A 22,216-nucleotide genomic window follows, 5' to 3' on the forward strand; every position below is an offset into this window, starting at 1 on the left:
AATTATGCGAGTGCCCGAGCCAAAAGCGTAATCGGGTGCTCGCATTTCTTGCTGGTGGACATCTCAATCTGCCATTTGCAGGTTTCGCAATCTGTGACCACCAAATCGACGCCGCTCTCCTCAATCTGCTGGAATAACGGTGCGCCAATGCTTTGTGAAAATTGGTAGTTTTCCTTTTTAAACCCGTACGTGCCTGCAATTCCACAGCACTGGGATTCGAGCATTATCAACTCCACACCCGGCAAGCGCCGCAGTAAATCTAGCGTATAGAGTGACCAGCCCATTTTCTCCATATGACATGGCGTGTGGTAAGCAATACGCAGTGGTAATGCTTTCAGTTTCAACTCCCGCCCGTCTTCGAGCTGCTTCCAGATAAAGCGAGTCGCCAGTTCAATATGGTCACGCATTGGGCGCGTGTCGATATCCAACACCTGCGGGTATTCATCGCGCAATGTAAACGTGCAGGTGGAGGACGTCGCGATAACCGGCAGCCCTTGCTCGAGTACGGCTTTGCCCAAAGAAGCCGCGTTAATTGCCGCCTGCTTTTTCGCTTTGTCGATAAAACCGTTAGCAATTAACGGTACGCCGCAGCACTTTTCACGTTCCAGCAGTTGTACGCCAAAGCCCATGGCATTCATCACGCTGACCAGATCTTTGCCCAACTGCGGGTGGTTGTAATTCACATAGCAACCGTGGAAAAATGCCACTTGCTCAGCAAAGGATTTTTGCGCCGTGGCATGTTTGCGATACCACTGACGAAATGTTCCCGAGGAGTATTTCGGTAATGTGCGGTGGCTGTCGATGCCGAGCGTTTTATCAAGCAAGTTTCGCACCGGCATAAGAGATGTCGCGGTATTCACCAGCGGTGCAAATGGCGTCGAAAGGGTGCCCATCAAATCGGTATGGCTGAGAATGGCATCTCTTAATTTAAAGGGTGTTTTGCCATAACGCGCTTTAGCACGCTGGATAATATCGCCAATTTTCACATCAGATGGGCAGGCGACTTCGCAGCGTTTGCAGTTAGTGCAAAATTTAAGGGCGTCGTCATAAAGTGCGGCATCTTTCAGGCGCAGGCGCTCTCCGTCAGGCCCGGACTGCTTAGGACCGGGGTAGTCTGGGTTAACCCGGCTGACCGGGCAGACAGTAGTGCAGACAGTGCATTTAATGCAGTTTTCAAAACTGGTTTCATCAAGCAGATTCATGCGCTGCCCCCTGCGATTCAAGAATGCGTTGTGCGACATGCAGTGCGCCAGTCATTGACACACCCGCGCCGCAACCTTGTTGCAGCGGGTCGAACCCGGCCAGTACCGAACCGATGGCGTAAAGGTTTTCGATACGTTGCCCGGCGCGGGCAGGGTGGAAATGCTTATCAACGGCAACACCTGCCTGCAAATACGGCTGCGGGCTGAAAAAGTCCTCTTTGCACCACGCTTCACGCTCGGCTGGGGCGCAGATATCGAGGCCAAAAACGGGTTCGCGTATGCCGCTGAATTTTGCCTCAAGGCCGTTACTGAAAAAGCTGCCGCTGGCGAGGACATAATGGTTTGCCCGCAGCGGGACTTCTGCGTGGTTGCGGGTGAAAATCGCACTGATATTTTGCAGCTGTGTTTCCGTCCTCACCACGGCGTCACCGGGCATCATTATCCCGTTGAGCTGCTGAAAACGGCGGCGCAACTGGTGATACAACCGCATACCGAGCACCGAAGGGGGAAGTGTGGGTAACAGGCGAATCGGGCAGGGTAATTCACGGCTTACCGCCTGCCAGGCTTTATCATCTTCACTCCCGAGGCATGCCGGAAGGAACAGGGCATCAGTGTCATGCGCCAGCGTTTTAAGCTCATCAATAAGCAGGCGTTGTTGTTCTGGCATATCCAGTACGCGGGCGATATTGGCAGCGCGGAACTCGCTGGGGTTATTGCGTAACGTGTCCAGTGCGGGAAGTGTCAGTTCCGCGGTTTTCACATTGATGTGGTTTTCTGCCAGTGAACCAGCGACAAGTTCTGGCTGAAAATCGAGAAAACCGGCAATACCGACTACCGTGATGTGTTTCCACGGAAGGGGTGCTACGGGGATTTCCATTGGGCTAAGCCACGTTGCACGTTCAATTCCAAGCGGCGTAATACGCTGGTGGTTCTGCTTATAGCTGCCCGTAAGTGTGATATGGCAACGGGCCAGCAGCGCTTCACTCTCCATCGCGAAACGCTGTACGTTTTGCGCCCCCATCAGACTATAAGGATGTTCTGGTGCCTGCAGTTTTAATGCTGCCAGTGCATCCAGGGGAGAGTTTACCGGAGTGCCATCGGGCAACTCCGCCAGTAAATCCAGCGATCCTGACGAAAAATGAAGTGCGCTTTGCCCGCGACTGACGATAGCGCAACGCAGCCCCGCTTCCGCCAGACGGATACCGCACACCAGTCCGGCGAGTCCACCGCCAATAATCAGGCTGTCGAATTTCATTGTGGCGTTCCTTTTTTTAGCCCGCACAACCCCTGGTACACCCAAGCGGTAAATTCGCTTTCTCGCAGCGCATCATCCCAGGCAATAGGGCGGATCCCTTTCCAGCGTTCATTGAGAAAAAGCGATAACTGGTCGAGCGATTGCGCAGGCGATGACGTGCCAAAACGTTGTAATAAACCGGCGGCGCGACAGGCGCATAACTCACCCTGGCAGGTACCCATTCCTACGCGGGTTCGACGGCGTAAATCGCCAAGATTGGCGACAGCCAGTTTATTGACCGCGTAGCGAACTTCACCGGCCGTTACCGCTTCACATTCGCAAACCAGGCTGTTGCTCAGGCGGTCGCCCGCCAGAAGTTGTTCAGCACGATCGCCGTGGCGCCAGACAGCAGAGCGGCGGATGGTTGGCGGTAGCGAAATGACTTTACTGAGTGTCTCTTCTTGCGAGCTTCCTGAACCAGGAAGCGGGACGGTTGCGGTGGTGCAGGGGCTGGAATGACCGAGTTTTTCGCACACCGCATTGGTGGCCCATTCAGCCATCAGGCGATAGGTCATGAGTTTGCCGCCAGTGATGGTGATAAAGCCGTCCATTCCGTCACGCTTTGCGTGATCCATCAATACGATCCCCCGGCTGGCGTTGCGCCCGCTCGGATCGTTATCGCTGGCAACCAGTGGGCGAACGCCAGCATAGGCACGCAAAATGCGGGTGGCTGCGAGTTTGGGCGCAAGTTTAGACCCTTCACGAATCAGGATATCGACCTCTTGCGGTGTGACGCGCATATTGTCGATTTGGTCGTACTCAACAGGTGTTGACGTGGTACCAATCAGCGAAATGGTATCGCCGGGCACCAGAATATCGGCATCAGCAGGTTTGCGGCAGCGGTTGATCACCATATTGTTGATGCGATGCCCGAGTATCAGCAACGAGCCTTTTGCAGGCAGCATACGAATACTTAAATCAGCATATTCAGCGATACGCTGCCCCCAGATCCCGGCAGCATTCACGACGATATTTGCATATAAATCGTGGCGTTGATGGCTCTGGTGGTTGTAGACCCTGACACCCGTTACGCGACTGCCCTGGCGAATCAACCCGGTAACCTCCTGCCCGGTAAGAATTTCTGCGCCATGTTCTCTGGCATCGAGCATATTGGCGGCGGTCAGGCGGAAGGGGTCGACAGTTCCATCCGGCACGCGAACCGCACCGATAAGCGCAGGATTGGCCGCAGGTTCTATCCGTAATGCTTCTTTAGGATCGAGCTGTTGAGCATTGATTCCGGCGTCCTGGCACGCAGCAATAAACATGCTCTGCAAGGCTAAATCATCTTCAGGAAGGGTGATAAACAACCCGTCTGTGCGCTCAATACAGTGGCGAGCAATGCGTTTAAGGATGCGGTTTTCTTCAATACACTCGCGGGCTGATTCGCTATCTGTCATGGCGTATCGCGCACCGCTGTGGAGTAAGCCATGGTTTCGGCCTGTCGCACCGGTGGCGATATCATGCCTTTCCAGTAGTAGCGTGCGTAACCCGCGTCGCGCACAGTCGCGGGCAATCCCGGCACCCGTTGCACCTCCACCAATAATAATGACATCCCTTTCTTTGCTATCCGCGTTCATGCGCTTCTCCTGGAAAGAACCTCTTGAACGCTATTCAGCCACAGAAAAGATTATCAATGTTTGATATCGAGCAAATTCGAGCATAAATCGAAAGTGAAGTGTGATGTCATGCACTATTTCGATAGTTTGTAATAAAAATGTAATAATTTGCGGGGTGTTTCACACTAACCAGACGGGATAATTCTTACCATGCGCTCGCAAAAGAACATTGCCTGATAAAACCTGCCACGGAGGCATTTATGCTGAGCATTTTCAAACCTACCGCCCATCAGCCACGGCTGAAAAGCGAGCACATAGATCCAACTTATAAACGCCTGCGCTGGCAAATCTTTATGGGTATTTTCTTCGGTTACGCGGCCTACTATCTGGTGCGTAAAAACTTCACCCTGGCGATGCCCTACTTGATTGAGCAAGGTTTCTCGCGAGGGGATTTAGGATTCGCGCTTTCTGGTATTTCTATCGCCTACGGCTTTTCAAAATTCATCATGGGGTCGGTTTCTGACCGCTCTAATCCGCGAGTTTTCTTACCCGCCGGTTTAATTCTGGCGTCGTTAGTCATGCTATTCATGGGATTTGTGCCATGGGCGACATCGAGCATCGCAGTTATGTTTGTGCTGCTGTTCTTATGTGGCTGGTTCCAGGGCATGGGCTGGCCGCCGTGTGGGCGCACCATGGTGCACTGGTGGTCCAAGAAAGAGCGTGGCGGAATTGTTTCTGTCTGGAACTGCGCACATAACGTGGGTGGGGGTTTGCCGCCGTTGCTGTTCTTACTCGGGATGGCGTGGTTTAACGACTGGCATGCGGCACTTTATATGCCAGCCTTTGCGGCGATTCTGGTGGCATTGATTGCCTTTGCATTAATGCGCGATACCCCGCAATCCTGCGGCTTGCCGCCAATCGAAGAGTACAAAAACGATTACCCGGACGACTACAACGACAAAACGGAAGAGGAACTGACGGCTAAACAGATCTTCATGCAGTACGTTTTCCCTAACCGCCTGCTGTGGTACATCGCCATTGCTAACGTTTTTGTCTACTTGCTGCGTTACGGCATTCTCGACTGGTCGCCAACGTATTTGAAAGAAGTGAAGCACTTCGCGCTGGATAAATCATCCTGGGCTTATTTCCTTTATGAATACGCTGGGATCCCTGGCACGCTGCTGTGTGGCTGGATGTCGGACAAAGTGTTCAGAGGCAACCGCGGTGCTACTGGTGTGTTCTTTATGATTCTGGTGACGATTGCGACCATTGTGTACTGGCTGAACCCGCCGGGAAATCCGGGCGTGGATATGGCATGTATGATTGTGATTGGCTTCCTGATCTACGGACCGGTGATGCTGATTGGCCTGCACGCGCTGGAACTGGCACCGAAAAAAGCCGCGGGAACGGCAGCGGGCTTCACTGGCTTGTTCGGCTACCTCGGTGGGTCGGTCGCCGCGAGTGCCATTGTCGGATATACCGTTGATTTCTTCGGCTGGGACGGCGGCTTTATGGTGATGATAGGCGGCAGTATTATGGCCGTGATTCTACTGCTGGTGGTGATGGTGGGTGAAAACAAACATCACCAGGAAATGAAAGCGCGGGAAGGTCAGTAATCCCAGAAAATAAAAAACCTCCAGCGGGAGGTTTTTTTACAGCTCTATCTCAATATCGCCCTGCGCCTGGCAGCAGCAGGGCAGTATTTCACCGGGCTGGATAAACGCCAGCGGTTCGGTAAGCCACTTCACTTCGCCTGCCGTCAGACGGATGCGGCAGGAGCCGCAATAACCTTCCCGGCACTGATATTCCACGGCGACCTGGTGGGATTCCAGTGTCGCCAGCAAAGAAGGATGTTCTTCTTCACACAGGAGTTGTGCTCCGGTGATTCGTAGCGTAATGCGGCTCATAAATTACAGCTGGAAATCGCTTAAATCGTCGGTGTTAACGTTCGAATCAATCTGACCTACCAGATAAGAACTCACTTCTACTTCTTGCGGTGCGACCTGCACGTTGTCAGAAACCAACCATGCGTTAATCCATGGGATTGGGTTTGAACGCGTCTTGAATGGCAAATCCAGGCCGACTGCCTGCATACGGATGTTGGTAATGTAATCAACATACTGGCATAGAATATCTTTGTTCAGACCGATCATCGAACCGTCGCGGAACAGGTAGCTTGCCCACTCTTTCTCTTGCTCGGCGGCCAGTACGAACAGGTCATAGCATTCCTGGCGGCATTCCTGGGCGATTTCTGCCATTTCAGGATCGTCTTCACCGGAGCGCATCAGGTTCAGCATATGCTGAGTCCCGGTCAGGTGCAGCGCTTCGTCACGGGCAATCAGTTTGATGATTTTCGCGTTGCCTTCCATCAGTTCGCGCTCGGCGAATGCGAAGGAACAAGCGAAGCTGACGTAGAAGCGAATCGCTTCCAGCGCATTCACGCTCATCAGGCACAAATAGAGTTGGCGCTTGAGCGCACGCAGGTTCACGGTCACGGTTTTGCCGTTAACGTTGTGCGTACCTTCACCCAGCAGATGCCAGTAGCTTGTCATCTCAATCAGACGGTCGTAGTAACCGGAGATATCTTTTGCGCGCTTTAAGATTTCCTGGTTAGTGACGATATCGTCAAACACAATCGCCGGATCGTTAACGATATTACGGATGATGTGGGTGTAAGAGCGTGAGTGGATAGTTTCGGAAAACGCCCACGTTTCAACCCAGGTTTCCAGCTCAGGAATGGAGATCAGCGGCAGCAGAGCCACGTTCGGGCTGCGGCCCTGAATGGAGTCCAGCAGAGTCTGGTATTTCAGGTTGCTGATGAAAATGTGTTTTTCGTGATCGGGCAGCGCCTGATAGTCGATACGGTCACGGGAAACGTCCACTTCTTCCGGACGCCAGAAGAAGGAGAGTTGCTTTTCAATCAGCTTTTCGAAGATGTCATATTTTTGCTGATCGTAGCGAGCCACGTTAACCGACTGGCCAAAGAACATCGGTTCTGCAAGCTGATCGTTTTTCGTCTGTGAAAAAGTGGTGTAAGCCATGAGGTTAAATCCTGTAATGCGTCGAAAAAATCCCCTCAGCTAGGTGAGGGGATTTTAAGTTAGATTTTACATGCGCCGCTTTCGCAGCCATCGTCCTGGATTGAAGGCGCCAGGTCGTCTTGCGCATCTTCCGCACCGTCGCGGGTGTTCTGATAATAAAGCGTTTTAACACCGAATTTATAAGCAGTGAGCAAATCTTTCAGCAACTGCTGCATCGGCACTTTACCAGACGCGAAGCGCGTTGGGTCGTAGTTGGTGTTTGCAGAGATCGATTGGTCGATAAACTTCTGCATCAGACCCACTAATTGCAGGTAACCGTCATTATTCGGCAGGTCCCATAGCAGCTCATAGTTGTCTTTCAGCGTTTCGTAATCTGGCACAACCTGGCGCAGGATACCGTCTTTTGACGCTTTAATGCTGATATGGCCGCGCGGTGGTTCGATACCATTGGTAGCGTTAGAAATCTGTGAAGAGGTTTCAGACGGCATCAAAGCAGAAAGTGTTGAGTTACGCAGGCCGTGGGTCTTGATTGACTCACGAAGCGCTTCCCAATCCAGATGCAGCGGCTCATTGCTGATCACATCCAGGTCTTTCTTATAGGTGTCGATTGGCAGAATGCCTTTTGCGTAGGTGGTTTCGTTGAACCACAGGCAAGGGCCTTGCTCTTTCGCCAGTTCGTTTGAGGCTTTCAGCAGGTAATACTGAATCGCTTCGAAGGTTTTGTGCGTCAGGTTGTTGGCGCTGCCGTCGGAGTAACGAACGCCATTCTTCGCCAGGTAGTAAGCGAAGTTAATCACGCCCACACCCAGAGTACGGCGACCCATCGCACCGCGTTTAGCGGCAATGATTGGGTAGTCCTGGTAATCCAGCAGCGCATCCAGAGCACGCACAGCCAGAATCGCTAATTCTTCCAGCTCATCCAGGCTTTCGATAGCACCCAGGTTGAATGCAGATAGCGTACACAGTGCAATTTCACCGTCTTCGTCGTTGATGTCATTCAGTGGTTTGGTCGGCAGCGCGATTTCCAGGCACAGGTTAGACTGGCGAACTGGCGCGATAGCCGGGTCAAACGGGCTGTGGGTGTTGCAGTGGTCAACGTTCTGAATGTAGATACGGCCAGTTGAGGCACGCTCTTGCATCATCAGTGAGAACAGCTCAACCGCTTTCACACGTTGCTTACGGATGCTGTCGTCTTTTTCGTATTTGGTGTACAGCTGCTCGAACTTTTCCTGGTCGGCAAAGAATGCGTCATACAGACCTGGAACGTCAGACGGGCTGAACAGTGTGATGTCTTCGCCTTTGAGCAAACGGGTGTACATCAGTTTGTTGATTTGCACACCGTAGTCCATATGACGGACGCGGTTGCCTTCAACACCACGGTTGTTTTTCAGTACCAGCAGGCTTTCAACTTCCAGGTGCCACATTGGGTAGAACAGTGTCGCAGCACCGCCACGCACGCCGCCCTGAGAACAGGATTTCACTGCGGTCTGGAAGTGTTTGTAGAACGGGATACAGCCAGTGTGGAACGCTTCACCGCCGCGAATTGGGCTACCCAGCGCACGGATACGACCGGCGTTGATGCCGATGCCTGCTCGTTGGGAAACATACTTCACAATCGCGCTGGAAGTGGCGTTGATGGAGTCCAGACTGTCGCCGCACTCGATCAGTACACAAGAGCTGAACTGGCGAGTAGGGGTGCGCACGCCTGACATAATTGGCGTAGGCAGAGAAATTTTGAACAAGGAAACCGCATCGTAAAAACGTTTCACGTAGCTCAGACGGGTTTCACGCGGATAGCCGGAGAACAGACACGCGGCAACCAGAATATAAAGGAACTGTGCACTTTCGTAGATTTCGCCGGTGACACGGTTCTGAACCAGATACTTACCTTCGAGCTGTTTTACAGCCGCGTAGGAGAAGCTCATGTCGCGCTCATGGTCGATGTAATCGTCCATCTGCTTGAACTCTTCTTCCGTGTAGTCTTCCAGCAGATGTTGATCGTATTTGCCCATCTCTACCATTTTCACGACATGGTTATAGAGTTTAGGCGGCTCGAACTCACCGTAAGCTTTTTTGCGCAGATGGAACACAGCCAGGCGCGCAGCCAGATACTGGTAATCAGGCGCTTCGCGAGAGATTAAATCGGCCGCTGCTTTGATGATGGTTTCATGAATGTCAGAGGTTTTGATGCCGTCATAAAACTGGATGTGCGAGCGCAGTTCAACCTGTGATACGGATACGTTATTTAAGCCTTCGGCGGCCCAATCCAGAACTCGATGGATTTTATCCAGATCGATACGCTCAGTGCGACCGTCACGTTTTGTAACCAGCAGACTCTGATTCATGTGCGTTTGTACCTGTCCGTGAAATGAAAAATGCCCCGTTTATCCACAGTTGGCCTCTAGTGGCTAACCTTGTGGATAAATACTATATGTAGGGGGTTGTGGATTACTTGATCACTATATGGTGAGTATTCTAGTAACTAATCGGCTGAGAACAAGTATTGATTTCGAGACGGATTTAAGGTTGTGACAAGCGGAATTTCGCTAAGTCCACGTCACATAAGGCCTGTGACAATTGTCAATGGGATGCAAAAAAAATGATATTTTTGATCGAGTGCTGATTTCTTAAACTTCATTGATAAGTGCGCGGTTTGATACCGCGCAATTTTCATCAATCTGGCTTATGGATACAAATCATTTTTCAGCTTTTGTATGCAGCATGTAATTAACATCGACACCTGGTGCAAGTTTGAACGTATTGGTCAGCGGGTTGAAATGTAACCCTGTGATGTGGCGTTCGCGCAGTGGGGTGTCGTCAACCCAAGAGAGTAATTCCGCAGGCTTGATGAATTTCTTAATGTCGTGCGTGCCTTTTGGCACCATGCGCAGGATGTATTCAGCACCTACCACCGCCATCAACCAGGATTTGCCATTACGGTTAAGAGTGGAGAAAAAGACGTGGCCACCCGGTTTTACTAATTTCGCGCAGGCAGTGACGACAGATTTCGGATCCGGCACGTGCTCGAGCATTTCCATACAGGTGACGACGTCATACTTCCCGGCAAATTTTTCCGCGTGCTGCTCAACGGTTTCCTGAACGTAATCCACCTTAATACCGCTTTCCAGCGCATGGAGCTTAGCAACCTGTAATGGCTCGAAACCCATATCCAACCCGGTCACATTAGCGCCTTCGCGCGCCATGCTCTCTGCCAGAATCCCACCGCCACAGCCGACATCAAGCACCGTTTTACCAAACAACCCATCTGCGCGTTGGCTGATATAACCCAAACGCAGCGGGTTGATGCGATGGAGAGGCTTAAATTCGCCTTCAAGATCCCACCAGCGTGAAGCTACGGCTTCGAATTTGGCGATTTCATCATGGTCGACGTTCTGGATAACCGGCTGGTTTTCGGCATTCATGGGGCTACTCACTCCTTGTTCGTTTCGTGGCGGGAGTATATCAGTCAATGTCTGTGAATAAACCATTCGGCAACCATGTTGTGGTTTCCCCAAAGTAGGGCGATTGTGTTATAATTTGCGACCTTTGAATCCGGGACACAGTAGAGGGATAGCGGATACATGAGCGACCTTGCCAGAGAAATTACACCGGTCAACATTGAGGAAGAGCTAAAGAGCTCATATCTGGATTACGCGATGTCGGTTATTGTCGGCCGCGCACTGCCAGATGTCCGCGATGGACTCAAGCCGGTACACCGTCGCGTACTTTACGCCATGAACGTATTGGGCAATGACTGGAATAAAGCGTACAAAAAATCCGCCCGTGTTGTTGGTGACGTAATCGGTAAATATCACCCTCATGGTGATACCGCTGTCTATGACACTATCGTGCGTATGGCGCAGCCATTCTCATTGCGTTACATGTTGGTAGATGGCCAGGGTAACTTTGGTTCTGTGGACGGTGACTCCGCCGCGGCGATGCGTTATACGGAAATCCGTATGTCGAAAATCGCTCACGAACTGATGGCCGATCTCGAAAAAGACACGGTAGATTTCGTCGATAACTACGACGGAACCGAGCGCATTCCTGATGTTATGCCGACCAAAATTCCTAACTTGCTGGTTAACGGTTCATCCGGTATCGCAGTAGGCATGGCAACTAACATCCCGCCTCATAACATCACTGAAGTTATCAACGGCTGTCTGGCGTTTATTGAAGACGAAGAGATTACCGTTGAAGGGTTGATGGAACACATCCCAGGCCCAGACTTCCCAACTGCCGCTATCATCAATGGCCGTCGTGGCATTGAAGAAGCGTACCGCACCGGCCGTGGCAAAATTTACATTCGCGCCCGTGCAGAAGTTGAAGCAGATGCGAAAACAGGTCGTGAGACCATCATCGTTCATGAAATTCCATACCAGGTTAACAAAGCACGCCTGATTGAGAAAATCGCTGAACTGGTGAAAGACAAACGCGTTGAGGGCATTAGCGCTCTGCGTGACGAGTCTGATAAAGACGGTATGCGCATTGTTATCGAAATCAAACGCGATGCAGTGGGCGAAGTGGTTCTGAATAACCTTTATTCTCAGACTCAACTGCAAACGTCCTTCGGTATCAACATGGTTGCGCTGCACCAGGGCCAGCCGAAGATCATGAACCTGAAAGATATTCTTTCTGCGTTCGTGCGTCACCGTCGTGAGGTTGTTACTCGTCGTACTATTTTCGAACTGCGCAAAGCACGCGACCGTGCACACATCCTTGAAGGTCTGGCGATCGCTCTGGCGAACATCGACCCGATTATCGAACTGATTCGTCATTCTCCGAATGCAGCAGAAGCGAAAGCTGGCCTGATTGCCCGTTCATGGGCGCTGGGCAATGTTTCTGCCATGCTGGAACGTGCAGGCGATGATGCTGCGCGCCCTGAGTGGCTGGAGCCAGAATTCGGTATTCGTGATGGTCAATATTTCCTGACCGAGCAACAAGCTCAGGCAATTCTGGATCTGCGTTTGCAGAAACTGACTGGCCTTGAGCACGAAAAACTGCTTGACGAGTACAAAGAGCTGCTGGAGCAGATCGCTGAGTTGCTGCACATTTTGGGCAGCGCTGAACGTCTGATGGAAGTGATCACCGAAGAGCTGGTTGCCATGCGCGATCAGTTCGGCGACAAACGTCGTACTGAGATCACTGCAAATACCTCTGATATCAACATTGAAGATTTGATCAACCGCGAAGATGTGGTTGTGACTCTGTCCCACCAGGGCTATGTGAAATATCAACCGCTGACCGACTACGAAGCACAACGTCGTGGTGGCAAAGGTAAGTCCGCAGCACGAATTAAAGAAGAAGATTTCATCGACCGTCTGTTGGTTGCCAATACTCACGACACCATCTTGCTGTTCTCCAGCCGTGGTCGTCTGTATTGGATGAAGGTTTATCAGTTGCCGGAAGCGAGCCGTGGTGCGCGTGGCCGTCCAATTGTGAACCTGCTGCCACTGGAAGCGAACGAACGTATTACCGCGATCCTGCCGGTACGTGAGTATGCCGAAGGCGTTAACGTGTTCATGGCGACCGCTAGCGGTACCGTCAAGAAAACTGCGTTGACCGACTTCAGCCGTCCACGCTCTGCGGGCATCATCGCCGTCAACCTCAACGAGGGTGATGAGCTGATTGGTGTTGATTTGACCGACGGTAGTAACGAAGCGATGTTGTTCTCGGCTGCGGGTAAAGTGGTGCGCTTCAAAGAAGACGCCGTTCGTACCATGGGCCGTACTGCTACAGGTGTTCGCGGTATTAAGCTTGCGGGTGAAGACAAAGTCGTTTCCCTGATCATTCCGCGCGGCGAAGGTTCTATCCTGACCGTGACGCAGAATGGTTATGGTAAACGTACCGCGGCTGATGAGTATCCGACTAAGTCACGTGCGACTCAGGGCGTTATTTCCATCAAAGTGACCGAGCGTAACGGCAGTGTTGTTGGCGCGGTACAGGTGGAAGATACTGACCAGATTATGATGATTACCGATGCTGGTACTCTGGTTCGTACTCGCGTTTCTGAAGTGAGTGTCGTTGGCCGTAACACACAGGGCGTTATTCTTATCCGTACTGCGGATGATGAAAACGTGGTGGGCCTGCAACGTGTTGCAGAACCGGTTGATGAAGAAGAACTGGATGCTATCGACGGTACCGTTGCGGAAGGTGATGACGAAATCGCACCTGAAGCAGACGTTGATGACAACGCTTCTGATGAAGCAGACGACGAAGCAGACGAATAATCTGAATTTTGTTGTTTGATATGACTCATAACGCCCGATGCATTTATTGCATCGGGCGTTTTTTATTTTAATATCAAGTTAGGCTTGGTTTAACTCATAAGGTAATTCAATGGCTATTCCTGAGAAGTATGAAGATGTAGAACGCTGGGCGTTTGGTGATACAGAAAAACAGGCGGACGAACTGGTTAAATTAGTGCTCGATGGCGTGAAAACAGCCACCTGCGCTAATCTGGATGGCGAGGGTATTGCCCAGCCAGGCGATATCTTTGTGGTGGTAGATGGCAAGAATAAGCCGGTTTGCGCGATTGAACTGACCACCACGGAAATGACTACTTTTGAACAGGTGGGCGAAGCCCACGCTCTGGCAGAAGGTGAAGGTGACCGCACGCTGGCGTACTGGCGTAACGAGCATAAACGCTTTTTTGAAGAGTACGATCTGTTCTCTCCGGATATGACACTGGTGTTGATGCACTTCAAGGTTATCGAAAAGTTCTGAAAGTAATACCTCGCGATCGGATAAATACAGGCGCCCGCCACGGCAATTTGTAGGTATCGATCGCGATAAACCTTACCGGTTTGCCGTTGCGGGCTGCCATTTTTGCGGCTACCTTAACGGCATCCAAAGTTTTGCTATTTCCACGACCAGGCTCAATTTGAAATATCTTGTCTCCTTTCGCGCCACACTAAAAGTCTCCCGCTACCTGTTTCGGGCACTGGCTTTATTGCTTTGGCTGCTGATTGCGCTCTTTTCGGTGTTCTACATCATGAATGCCCTACACGAAAAAGAGTCAGAAATTCGCCAGGAATTTAATATCAGCTTTGACCAGGCTCAGCGTTATATCCAGCGTACGTCTGATGTGGTGAAAGAGCTCAAGTACATTGCGGAAAATCGTCTGACCGCCGCTAATGGCGTGTTGCCGTCGGTGGAAAATGATGACAACAGAGTCGACCCACCGAGTTTCATGCCGTTGTTCCCCGACTCTGACTGTTCAGCTGTCAGCTCAACCTGGCGTTCATCTTTGCAATCCCTGGCGTGGTTTTTACGCTATTGGCGAGACAATTTCTCGGCGGCCTACGATCTCAATCGCGTCTTTTTAATTGGCGGTGACAATCTTTGCATGGCGGATTTCGGCCTACGTGAAATGCCCCTTGAGCGTGAAAAAGCGTTGAAAACGCTGCATGAGCGCATCATGAAATATCGCAATGCACCACAGGATGAGCGCAGCAATAGTATTTACTGGATTGGTCAGGGTTCACGCCCAGGAGTCGGGTATTTCTATACTCTTACGCCGGTGTATCTGGCTAACCGCTTGCAGGCTCTGTTGGGGGTTGAGCAAACCATTCGTATGGAGAACTTCCTTTCACCGGGTTCAATGCCAATTGGCGTGACAATTCTCGATGAAAATAGCCATCCATTGATTTCACTTACCGGCCCGGAAGCAAACATTCAGCCTGATGAAAAATGGCTTCAGGAACGTTCCTGGTTTGGCTATACCGCCGGATATAAGCAATTTATTCTCAAGAAAAACTTGCCGCCGTCATCGATGAGCGTGGTGTACTCCGTACCTGTGGATATGGTGCTGGAACGCATTCGCATGTTGATTCTCAATGCGGTGCTGCTGAATATCCTGGTTGGAGTTGTGCTGTTTACTCTGGCGCGTATGTATGAAAAACGGATCTTTATTCCGGCGGAAAATGATGCCCTGCGCCTCGAAGAGCACGAGCAGTTCAACCGTAAAATTGTCGCCTCAGCGCCGGTCGGTATCTGTATTTTGCGCACTCAGGATGGGACAAACATTCTGAGTAACGAACTGGCGCACAATTATCTCAATATGCTGACACATGAAGACCGACAGCGGTTAACGCAAATTATCTGTGGCCAGCAGGTTAACTTTGTCGATGTGTTGACCAGTAGCCACACCAACTTGCAGATTAGCTTTGTCCATTCGCGTTATCGTAATGAAAACGTCGCAATTTGTGTGCTGGTGGATGTCAGTGCGCGCGTCAAGATGGAAGAGTCGCTCCAGGAAATGGCACAAGCCTCAGAGCAGGCGAGCCAGTCAAAATCTATGTTCTTAGCCACCGTGAGCCACGAACTGCGCACACCGCTATATGGCATCATCGGTAACCTGGATTTATTGCAGACTAAAGAGCTACCGAAAGGGGTCGATCGCCTGGTGACGGCGATGAACAACTCATCGAGCCTGTTGCTGAAAATCATCAGCGATATTCTCGACTTCTCAAAAATTGAATCAGAGCAGTTAAAAATAGAGCCGCATGAGTTCTCACCACGTGAAGTGATGAGCCATATCACCGCAAACTACCTGCCGCTAGTGGTGCGTAAACAGCTCGGACTGTACTGTTTTATCGAACCGGATGTGCCGTTAACGCTGCAAGGCGACCCAATGCGTTTGCAGCAGGTCATTTCCAACTTGCTCAGTAACGCCATCAAATTTACCGATATTGGCTGTATTGTTCTTCACGTCAGTGTGGAAGGGGACTACCTCTCCTGGCGTGTGCGTGATACCGGCGTGGGTATCCCGGCTAAAGAAGTCACGCGCTTATTTGACCCATTCTTCCAGGTGGGCACAGGCGTGCAGCACAACTTCCAGGGTACAGGGCTTGGGCTGGCCATCTGCGAGAAGCTAATTAGCATGATGGATGGTGATATTGCCGTAGATACTGAAGTGGGGATGGGTAGCCAGTTTACGATCCGTATTCCTTTATACGCTGCAAAATACGCCGAGCAATCCCAGGTCGAAGGGTTGGTTAATAAACGCTGCTGGCTGGCGGTGCGTAATGCTTCGCTGAGTAAATATCTCGAGTCTGTGCTTGCTCGAAACCAAATCGATGTTCGGCAGTATCAGGGTCAGAGGCCGGATAACGACGATATTTTAATAACCGATGATGAGCTGGAAAAAGCCTGGGAAGGGCGCGGCGCCATTATCTTCTGCCGTCGCCATATCGGGATCCCAATTGAAGCCTCACCGGGTTGCTGGTTACATAGCCTCGCAGCACCCCATGATTTATTGCTGCTCCTTGGGCGCATTTACAGCATTACGGTTAATCTGCCAGGGACCGACTCCACCCAACCGGTAGCCGTTGATAGCAATGAAAAAAATGACGATATGATGATTCTTGTTGTCGATGATCATCCTATCAACCGACGTTTGCTGGCAGATCAGTTGGGATCGTTGGGTTATCAATGTAAAACGGCAAACGACGGTGTCGATGCATTGAATGTGTTGAGTAAAAATCACATTGATATTGTGCTGAGCGACGTCAACATGCCGAATATGGATGGTTATCGTCTGACACAACGGATTCGTCAGCTCGGTTTGACTTTGCCGGTGGTGGGGGTGACGGCAAATGCGCTGGCAGAAGAGAAACAACGCTGTATTGAGTCGGGAATGGATAGCTGCCTGTCGAAACCGGTCACGCTGGATATTCTGAAAACGACGGTCGATCTGTATGCTGCAAGGGTGCGTAGCGGCAGATAAAAAAATGGTGGATGTCGCTTACGCTAATCCACCCTACGATTGCTTTCTTGTCGGTCGGATAAGCGCAGCGTCATCCGACATTGAATTAGTCTTTGTCGGCCGGAGACAGACTTACCGACGAAAGATAGTTCAGCAACGCAATGTCATTTTCCACACCCAGTTTCATCATTGCTGATTTCTTCTGGCTACTGATGGTTTTGATGCTGCGGTTCAGTTTGCGGGCAATCTCAGTCACCAGGAAACCTTCGGCGAACAGACGTAAAACTTCGCTCTCTTTCGGAGACAAACGCTTGTCACCGTAACCGCCGGCGCTGATTTTTTCCAGCAGGCGAGATACGCTTTCCGGTGTGAATTTTTTGCCTTTCTGCAGTGCTGCCAGCGCTTTTGGTAAATCAGTTGGCGCGCCTTGCTTGAGCACAATTCCTTCGATATCCAGTTCTAACACCGCGCTCAAAATGGCTGGGTTGTTATTCATCGTCAAAACGATGATAGAAATGCTAGGGAAGTGACGCTTGATGTACTTGATAAGCGTAATGCCGTCGCCGTATTTATCGCCAGGCATTGAGAGATCGGTTATCAAAACATGAGCATCAAGTTTTGGCAGGTTATTGATAAGCGCTGTGGAATCTTCAAACTCACCGACAACATTCACCCACTCGATCTGCTCGAGTGATTTACGAATGCCGAACAGGACAATCGGATGGTCGTCGGCAATAATTACGTTCATACTGTTCATGTAATAGGCTACCTTGCTACAGCAAACTCTTGACGTAAGCGTCAATATCGCTGGTATATTTTTGTATGTTGGTAGCATCACTTTCACGAATGTGATGCTCTAACGTTTCACATAACTGCTTGCCGGGTACCAGATTGAGCATTGCAAACACTCCCTTCAGGCGGTGAGCTGTTTGTGCTAATGCTGCGAAATCGTGCGCCGCTGATTCAGTATACAATCTCCTAACATCTTCCGGTACTGTGTCGACAAACAGCGCGTAATAGCCGCTGGCATGAAGTTGTGCATTTTCATCGCCACCCAATGGTGATTCTGAAATACCTTCTTGCGCCAGTTGCTCTTCTATCAGCTGCAGCACCGCATCCTGCATAGCATTACTGATATTAAAGTTAACTCGGAACTGGCCTGGGCCTAGCTTCCGCATTCCGTTCTCATCATCGCTTAAAAGCAAACCCGAAGATGTAAGATTAGACGGATTATCTGTCAGGAAGATATCAAACTCTTGACTTGCCAGTCTTTCATCCGGAGTGATGCACTGCGCGCCCCAGTTTTCCAGCAGGCGAGTGACAATATTTCGGACTTCATTGGAGGTGATATCAATCATCGCCACCACATCATCGAGCAGTTTCTCTTCCTGCTCTTCCTGCTGCGGTTCGGCTGTCATTCTGATGTGCAAATTGTAACGTGTACCAATTTCCTCACGGGTCTTGATATTCAGATGCCCGCCGAGTTTGCGTGAAAGCTGATCGCATAAATAGAATGTTAATCCATTAGCATGCCCGTAACGATCTTCACTGGTTTCGTTGAGGAAAGGGAAGTGGAGATTATCGACTTCACCACTACTGATGCCTTCACCGGTATCCAAAATACGGAATAGTAGACGGTCAGGCCCGGACTCTTCTTCACTAATATCCAGGGTGATTTTGCCAATTTGGGTAGTCGTTACCGAATAATGCAGCAATAACTGCAGCACTTTACGTAGTGCTTCCCGGTCGCCATGACGCTCTTCATCTGCTGCCAGATGGTTGTTAATCAGCAGCTGCAAACCTTTACGCTTGATAATGGGCAACATCTCAAGTGCAACTTCATCAATCAATGGTTGGATTGCGAACAGCGTTGCATTAGTTTTCCAGGTATCGGTTTCCAGCATGTTCAGCAACTGAATCTCATCCACCAGGCGCACAATGCTTTGGGCTTCATTGGCAACTGCATGCCCCTCTGGAGTATTTAGTGCACTGGCGTGTTCGGCGATATTTTTCACCGGTAGCTGTAGCGCTTCACCAATATGCTGCATGAACGTAATTCGTCCCTGCTGGTTTTTTTCATATAAACGCTGAGCTTGCTTGAGTTTTTTGTTAACCAGAATTTCGCGGTCCTGGTCGCGAATCACAAATATCTGCGTGCGCGGCGCAATCTGGCTGCGAAACTGGCGAATCTCATACAGTTCATTATTGATAGTTGCCTGAATTACACCTTGATGCTGATCGGCCATCGCAATGATGTTTTGCAAATTAAGGTGTGGCAACAAATGGTCGGCAATTTTATTGCTGATAACTGTGCGATTTGAATCCAGGTCATGTACCAATAGGCCTAGTGGCAATTGCGAGACAATTTCTTCGTTAAGTGCACGTAAAATTTGTAATTCGCCGTTGCCGTTTTGCACTTCTACGGGACGGGCTGCCTGTTGGCGGAAAGTGGTGAAGCCGAACAGCGCCAGCGCCAGCAGGCCGATATTGAGTAGCAGAGGTAATATAATATTCTGCAAGGTGTCCATCAGCAGAGTGCCGAGAGGAACCTGCCAGACCAGCCGCATATGGGTTGTAGCAAGCGGGGAAGCTATTTCAATCTTCGCGCCATTAAAATTAATGGAGATGCTATCCGGATCTTCTTTTTCTATGCCGTTAGCCGCCATTGGAGCATCGTTATTTTCCAGACGGAAGCTGTCTAGTGACATCCCTGGTGGAATCAAATCGTTGATGGGTAAATCAAACGCTACGACCGTTGCCAGGTGGCCTGGCTGGTTAAAGGTTGTTCGCAGGGTAAAGTAATAACCGTTTTGCCACGCAAGATGGCGTAGTTGAGAGAAGCTTTCGCGCTCATCCAGTGCGTTTGCTTGCTGAAGCATTTCAGCGCGGCGTGAATCGACTATGGAACCGACGCCGCTTTCTTTAAGACCGGAAGAAAGATCTTTAAGTGGCAAGGTCGAGACCAGGATCATGCTGTTATCCTGGCCATTTAAATAGTACATCGACCATGGGCTGTTTTCAGCACCCCACAACGTATCAAGATAAGTAGAGATACGTTGTGTCATATCCAGTGTTGAGCTGTCATGTGAGCCAAAAATCAGGGCTTCGGTTTTACGACGCGGCTTCTCTAAATAATACACATCCTGGCGTAGACGCGTTTCTTGCAGGCCGTCGCTTGCTGGCGCCGTTGAGACGGCGATGTTGTCATAGATTTGCCAGGTAGCGTAACGGTAGGTATCGACCCTTTTGTGAAGCGCATGGGTGATGTCGACAATCTGATAGCTTTTATCTTTGAGCCAAGTGTTGACGGCACTTTGCACCATGACCCCCATGGCAACCAGTAGCACGACTATCAATAGCAGGAAGAAGCGCGTGATATTGCTGGGGATAAGCGAAAATTTATTAGGGATCATTCGGTCTGACTGACTCATTGTTAGCGCGCAACCCGGCGAGCATTCGCCACTTAAAAAAATCCACTGCTCTGCAAGGCAAGCCAGCAGGCGTTATAGCTGTTAGTAAGTAAACCAACATATCCAGATTAAGAATACCTGCAACAGGCGTTGGCGTCATCGTCTGTGTCTTAAAACTCAACGAGTATAATTCGAAATCGTGATATTTCCAGGCTGTTGATAATTAGCCGAAATAACGCCATTAAACGGAGTGTATTTTAACCAATCTTTTGCGGTGTTTTTGTACAAATTAATTTCATTTGTACAATTATTTAATATGAAATGATTGTCTATTTAGGTTTTCTTTTTTGAGAAAGTTCCCGCATGAGAAGTGAGATTTGTCTCTAAGCGAAGCGGCAATTTGTTAATAGACGTTATTTTTTGAAGGGAGTAGCACAAAATGATTAAAGTTACGTAAAGAAGCGTAAAAAAAACCGGATGCAAGCATCCGGTCCAAAATACTAGTAAACAGACATTCAAAGCTGAATGACGGTAATAAATAAAGTTAATGATGATAGCGGGAGCTATTTTATATATAAATATTGAGTGTGTTTTATCATTCAGTGCTACGTATATTTATTTAATCCATCAAATTGATTTTGTTTATTATTTTAATTTTTTTGACGATTAGTGCTTATATTATTGTCTTTTTGTGCGGAAAAAAGTTCCATCATATTTACATTTTGAAACACGTATATAGACAAATGAAACATCTCTGTGGTTTTAGTATCATATTCGGATTGGATTAATCTGTATTTGTTTTGGAGAATGGGTTAGCCGACTGATTAGTAAATTAATCAGTAAGCAGTGGCATATAAAAAGGCATATAACAGAGGGTTAATAACATGAAAGTTAAAGTACTGTCCCTCCTGGTTCCAGCATTGCTGGTAGCAGGCACCGCTCATGCGGCCGAAATTTATAACAAAGATGGCAACAAATTAGATCTGTACGGTAAAGTAGATGGCTTACATTACTTCTCCGACGACAAAAGCGCTGACGGTGATCAGACCTATATGCGTCTGGGCTTCAAAGGCGAAACTCAGGTAAATGACCAACTGACCGGTTACGGCCAGTGGGAATACCAGATTCAGGGCAACACCTCTGAAAGCGAAAACAATGCATGGACTCGTGTGGCGTTTGCTGGTCTGCGCGTTAGCGATTATGGTTCCTTCGACTATGGTCGTAACTACGGCGTAGTTTACGATGTAACATCCTGGACCGACGTTCTGCCAGAATTTGGCGGCGACACTTATGGTGCAGATAACTTCCTGCAATCCCGTGCTAACGGCGTTGCAACTTACCGCAACACCGATTTCTTCGGTCTGGTTGATGGCCTGAACTTTGCTCTGCAATACCAGGGTAAAAACGGTAGCACCAGCGGTGAAGACTTTGGCGGCCGCAGCGTTCTGAAACAGAACGGTGATGCTTACGGTATGTCTGTAACTTACGATCTGGGTTCAGGTTTCGGTGCTGGTGCAGCGATGTCTTCTTCCAAACGTACTGCTGACCAGAACAGCGAAGCTGGTATCTATGGTAACGGCGACCGTGCTGAGACTTATACCGGTGGCCTGAAATATGATGCCAACAATGTCTACCTGGCTGCACAGTACACCCAGACTTATAACGCAACTCGTTTCGGCGGCAGCTCTGACTCCGACGCTTACGGTTTTGCTGATAAAGCACAGAACTTCGAAGTAGTTGCACAGTACCAGTTCGACTTCGGTCTGCGTCCATCCATTGCTTACCTGCAATCTAAAGGTAAGGACATCAACAATGGCGCCACCAACTACGGCGACCAGGACCTGCTGAAATATGTTGATGTTGGCGCGACTTACTACTTCAACAAAAACATGTCCACCTATGTTGATTACAAAATCAACCTGTTGGACGAGAACGAGTTCACCAAAGCCGCTGGCATTGGTACTGACGATATCGTAGGTGTTGGTCTGGTTTACCAGTTCTAAT

The 22,216-nt window shown here is 49.8% G+C and carries 14 protein-coding genes; 5 read left to right on the top strand and 9 right to left on the bottom strand.

The features are described from left to right. Positions 1 to 2: 2 nt before the first annotated feature. From glpC to glpA, 3 genes are read right to left on the bottom strand one after another with little or no spacing between them, the layout of a single operon-like run. Positions 3 to 1,202, bottom strand: coding sequence for an anaerobic glycerol-3-phosphate dehydrogenase subunit GlpC (gene glpC, locus M977_RS16940; RefSeq protein ID WP_064517131.1), 1,200 nt, complete (start codon positions 1,200 to 1,202; stop codon positions 3 to 5). Further along, complete coding sequence (gene glpB, locus M977_RS16945; RefSeq protein ID WP_064517133.1) at positions 1,189 to 2,457, bottom strand: glycerol-3-phosphate dehydrogenase subunit GlpB; 1,269 nt, start codon at positions 2,455 to 2,457, stop codon at positions 1,189 to 1,191. Before glpB ends, glpC begins: the two co-directional genes overlap by 14 nt. Then, entirely contained in the window at positions 2,454 to 4,073 is a 1,620-nt protein-coding gene (gene glpA / locus M977_RS16950; protein ID WP_064517135.1) for an anaerobic glycerol-3-phosphate dehydrogenase subunit A, read from the bottom strand. Before glpA ends, glpB begins: the two co-directional genes overlap by 4 nt. Before the next feature lie 239 nt (positions 4,074 to 4,312). Here glpA and glpT point away from each other — a divergent pair, with 239 nt between their 5' ends. Continuing rightward, positions 4,313 to 5,668 (top strand): glycerol-3-phosphate transporter, encoded by a 1,356-nt coding sequence (glpT, locus tag M977_RS16955; RefSeq protein ID WP_064517137.1) that lies wholly within the window; start codon positions 4,313 to 4,315, stop codon positions 5,666 to 5,668. A 36-nt stretch (positions 5,669 to 5,704) separates the two neighbouring features. Here the strand turns inward: glpT and yfaE are convergent, their stop codons facing one another. The 4 genes from yfaE to ubiG form a co-directional block, all read right to left on the bottom strand. Further along, positions 5,705 to 5,959, bottom strand: a complete 255-nt coding sequence (gene yfaE, locus M977_RS16960; protein ID WP_064517139.1) for a class I ribonucleotide reductase maintenance protein YfaE — start codon at positions 5,957 to 5,959, stop codon at positions 5,705 to 5,707. A 3-nt stretch (positions 5,960 to 5,962) separates the two neighbouring features. Beyond that, positions 5,963 to 7,093 carry a class Ia ribonucleoside-diphosphate reductase subunit beta gene (nrdB, locus tag M977_RS16965; RefSeq protein WP_064517141.1) on the bottom strand — a complete coding sequence of 377 codons (1,131 nt, stop codon included), beginning with the start codon at positions 7,091 to 7,093 and terminating at the stop codon, positions 5,963 to 5,965. Positions 7,094 to 7,152: 59 nt separating this feature from the next. Beyond that, entirely contained in the window at positions 7,153 to 9,438 is a 2,286-nt protein-coding gene (nrdA, locus tag M977_RS16970) for a class 1a ribonucleoside-diphosphate reductase subunit alpha (RefSeq protein WP_064517143.1), read from the bottom strand. A gap of 351 nt (positions 9,439 to 9,789) precedes the next feature. Beyond that, complete coding sequence (gene ubiG / locus M977_RS16975; RefSeq protein WP_064517145.1) at positions 9,790 to 10,515, bottom strand: bifunctional 2-polyprenyl-6-hydroxyphenol methylase/3-demethylubiquinol 3-O-methyltransferase UbiG; 726 nt, start codon at positions 10,513 to 10,515, stop codon at positions 9,790 to 9,792. A gap of 159 nt (positions 10,516 to 10,674) precedes the next feature. Here ubiG and gyrA point away from each other — a divergent pair, with 159 nt between their 5' ends. The 3 genes from gyrA to rcsC all read left to right on the top strand — a co-directional run bounded on the left by gyrA (position 10,675) and on the right by rcsC (position 16,823). Continuing rightward, positions 10,675 to 13,323: a DNA topoisomerase (ATP-hydrolyzing) subunit A gene (gene gyrA / locus M977_RS16980; protein WP_064517147.1), complete on the top strand. Its 2,649-nt coding sequence runs from the start codon at positions 10,675 to 10,677 to the stop codon at positions 13,321 to 13,323. Between the two features lie 109 nt (positions 13,324 to 13,432). After that, positions 13,433 to 13,819: an ASCH domain-containing protein gene (locus tag M977_RS16985; RefSeq protein ID WP_064517149.1), complete on the top strand. Its 387-nt coding sequence runs from the start codon at positions 13,433 to 13,435 to the stop codon at positions 13,817 to 13,819. A gap of 157 nt (positions 13,820 to 13,976) precedes the next feature. Beyond that, entirely contained in the window at positions 13,977 to 16,823 is a 2,847-nt protein-coding gene (rcsC, locus tag M977_RS16990) for a two-component system sensor histidine kinase RcsC (protein WP_064517151.1), read from the top strand. Positions 16,824 to 16,908: 85 nt separating this feature from the next. Here the strand turns inward: rcsC and rcsB are convergent, their stop codons facing one another. Beyond that, a complete protein-coding gene (gene rcsB / locus M977_RS16995) occupies positions 16,909 to 17,559 on the bottom strand; it encodes a response regulator transcription factor RcsB (RefSeq protein WP_064517154.1) in 651 nt (216 codons plus the stop codon). Between the two features lie 16 nt (positions 17,560 to 17,575). Beyond that, complete coding sequence (gene rcsD / locus M977_RS17000; RefSeq protein ID WP_209438610.1) at positions 17,576 to 20,233, bottom strand: phosphotransferase RcsD; 2,658 nt, start codon at positions 20,231 to 20,233, stop codon at positions 17,576 to 17,578. A gap of 863 nt (positions 20,234 to 21,096) precedes the next feature. On the opposite strand from rcsD, the gene M977_RS17005 reads away from it, so the two are divergent. Beyond that, positions 21,097 to 22,215: a porin OmpC gene (locus M977_RS17005; RefSeq protein WP_064517158.1), complete on the top strand. Its 1,119-nt coding sequence runs from the start codon at positions 21,097 to 21,099 to the stop codon at positions 22,213 to 22,215. Position 22,216: the final 1 nt, after the last annotated feature.

The sequence above is a fragment of the Buttiauxella gaviniae ATCC 51604 genome (assembly GCF_001654835.1).
GTDB lineage: Bacteria > Pseudomonadota > Gammaproteobacteria > Enterobacterales > Enterobacteriaceae > Buttiauxella > Buttiauxella gaviniae.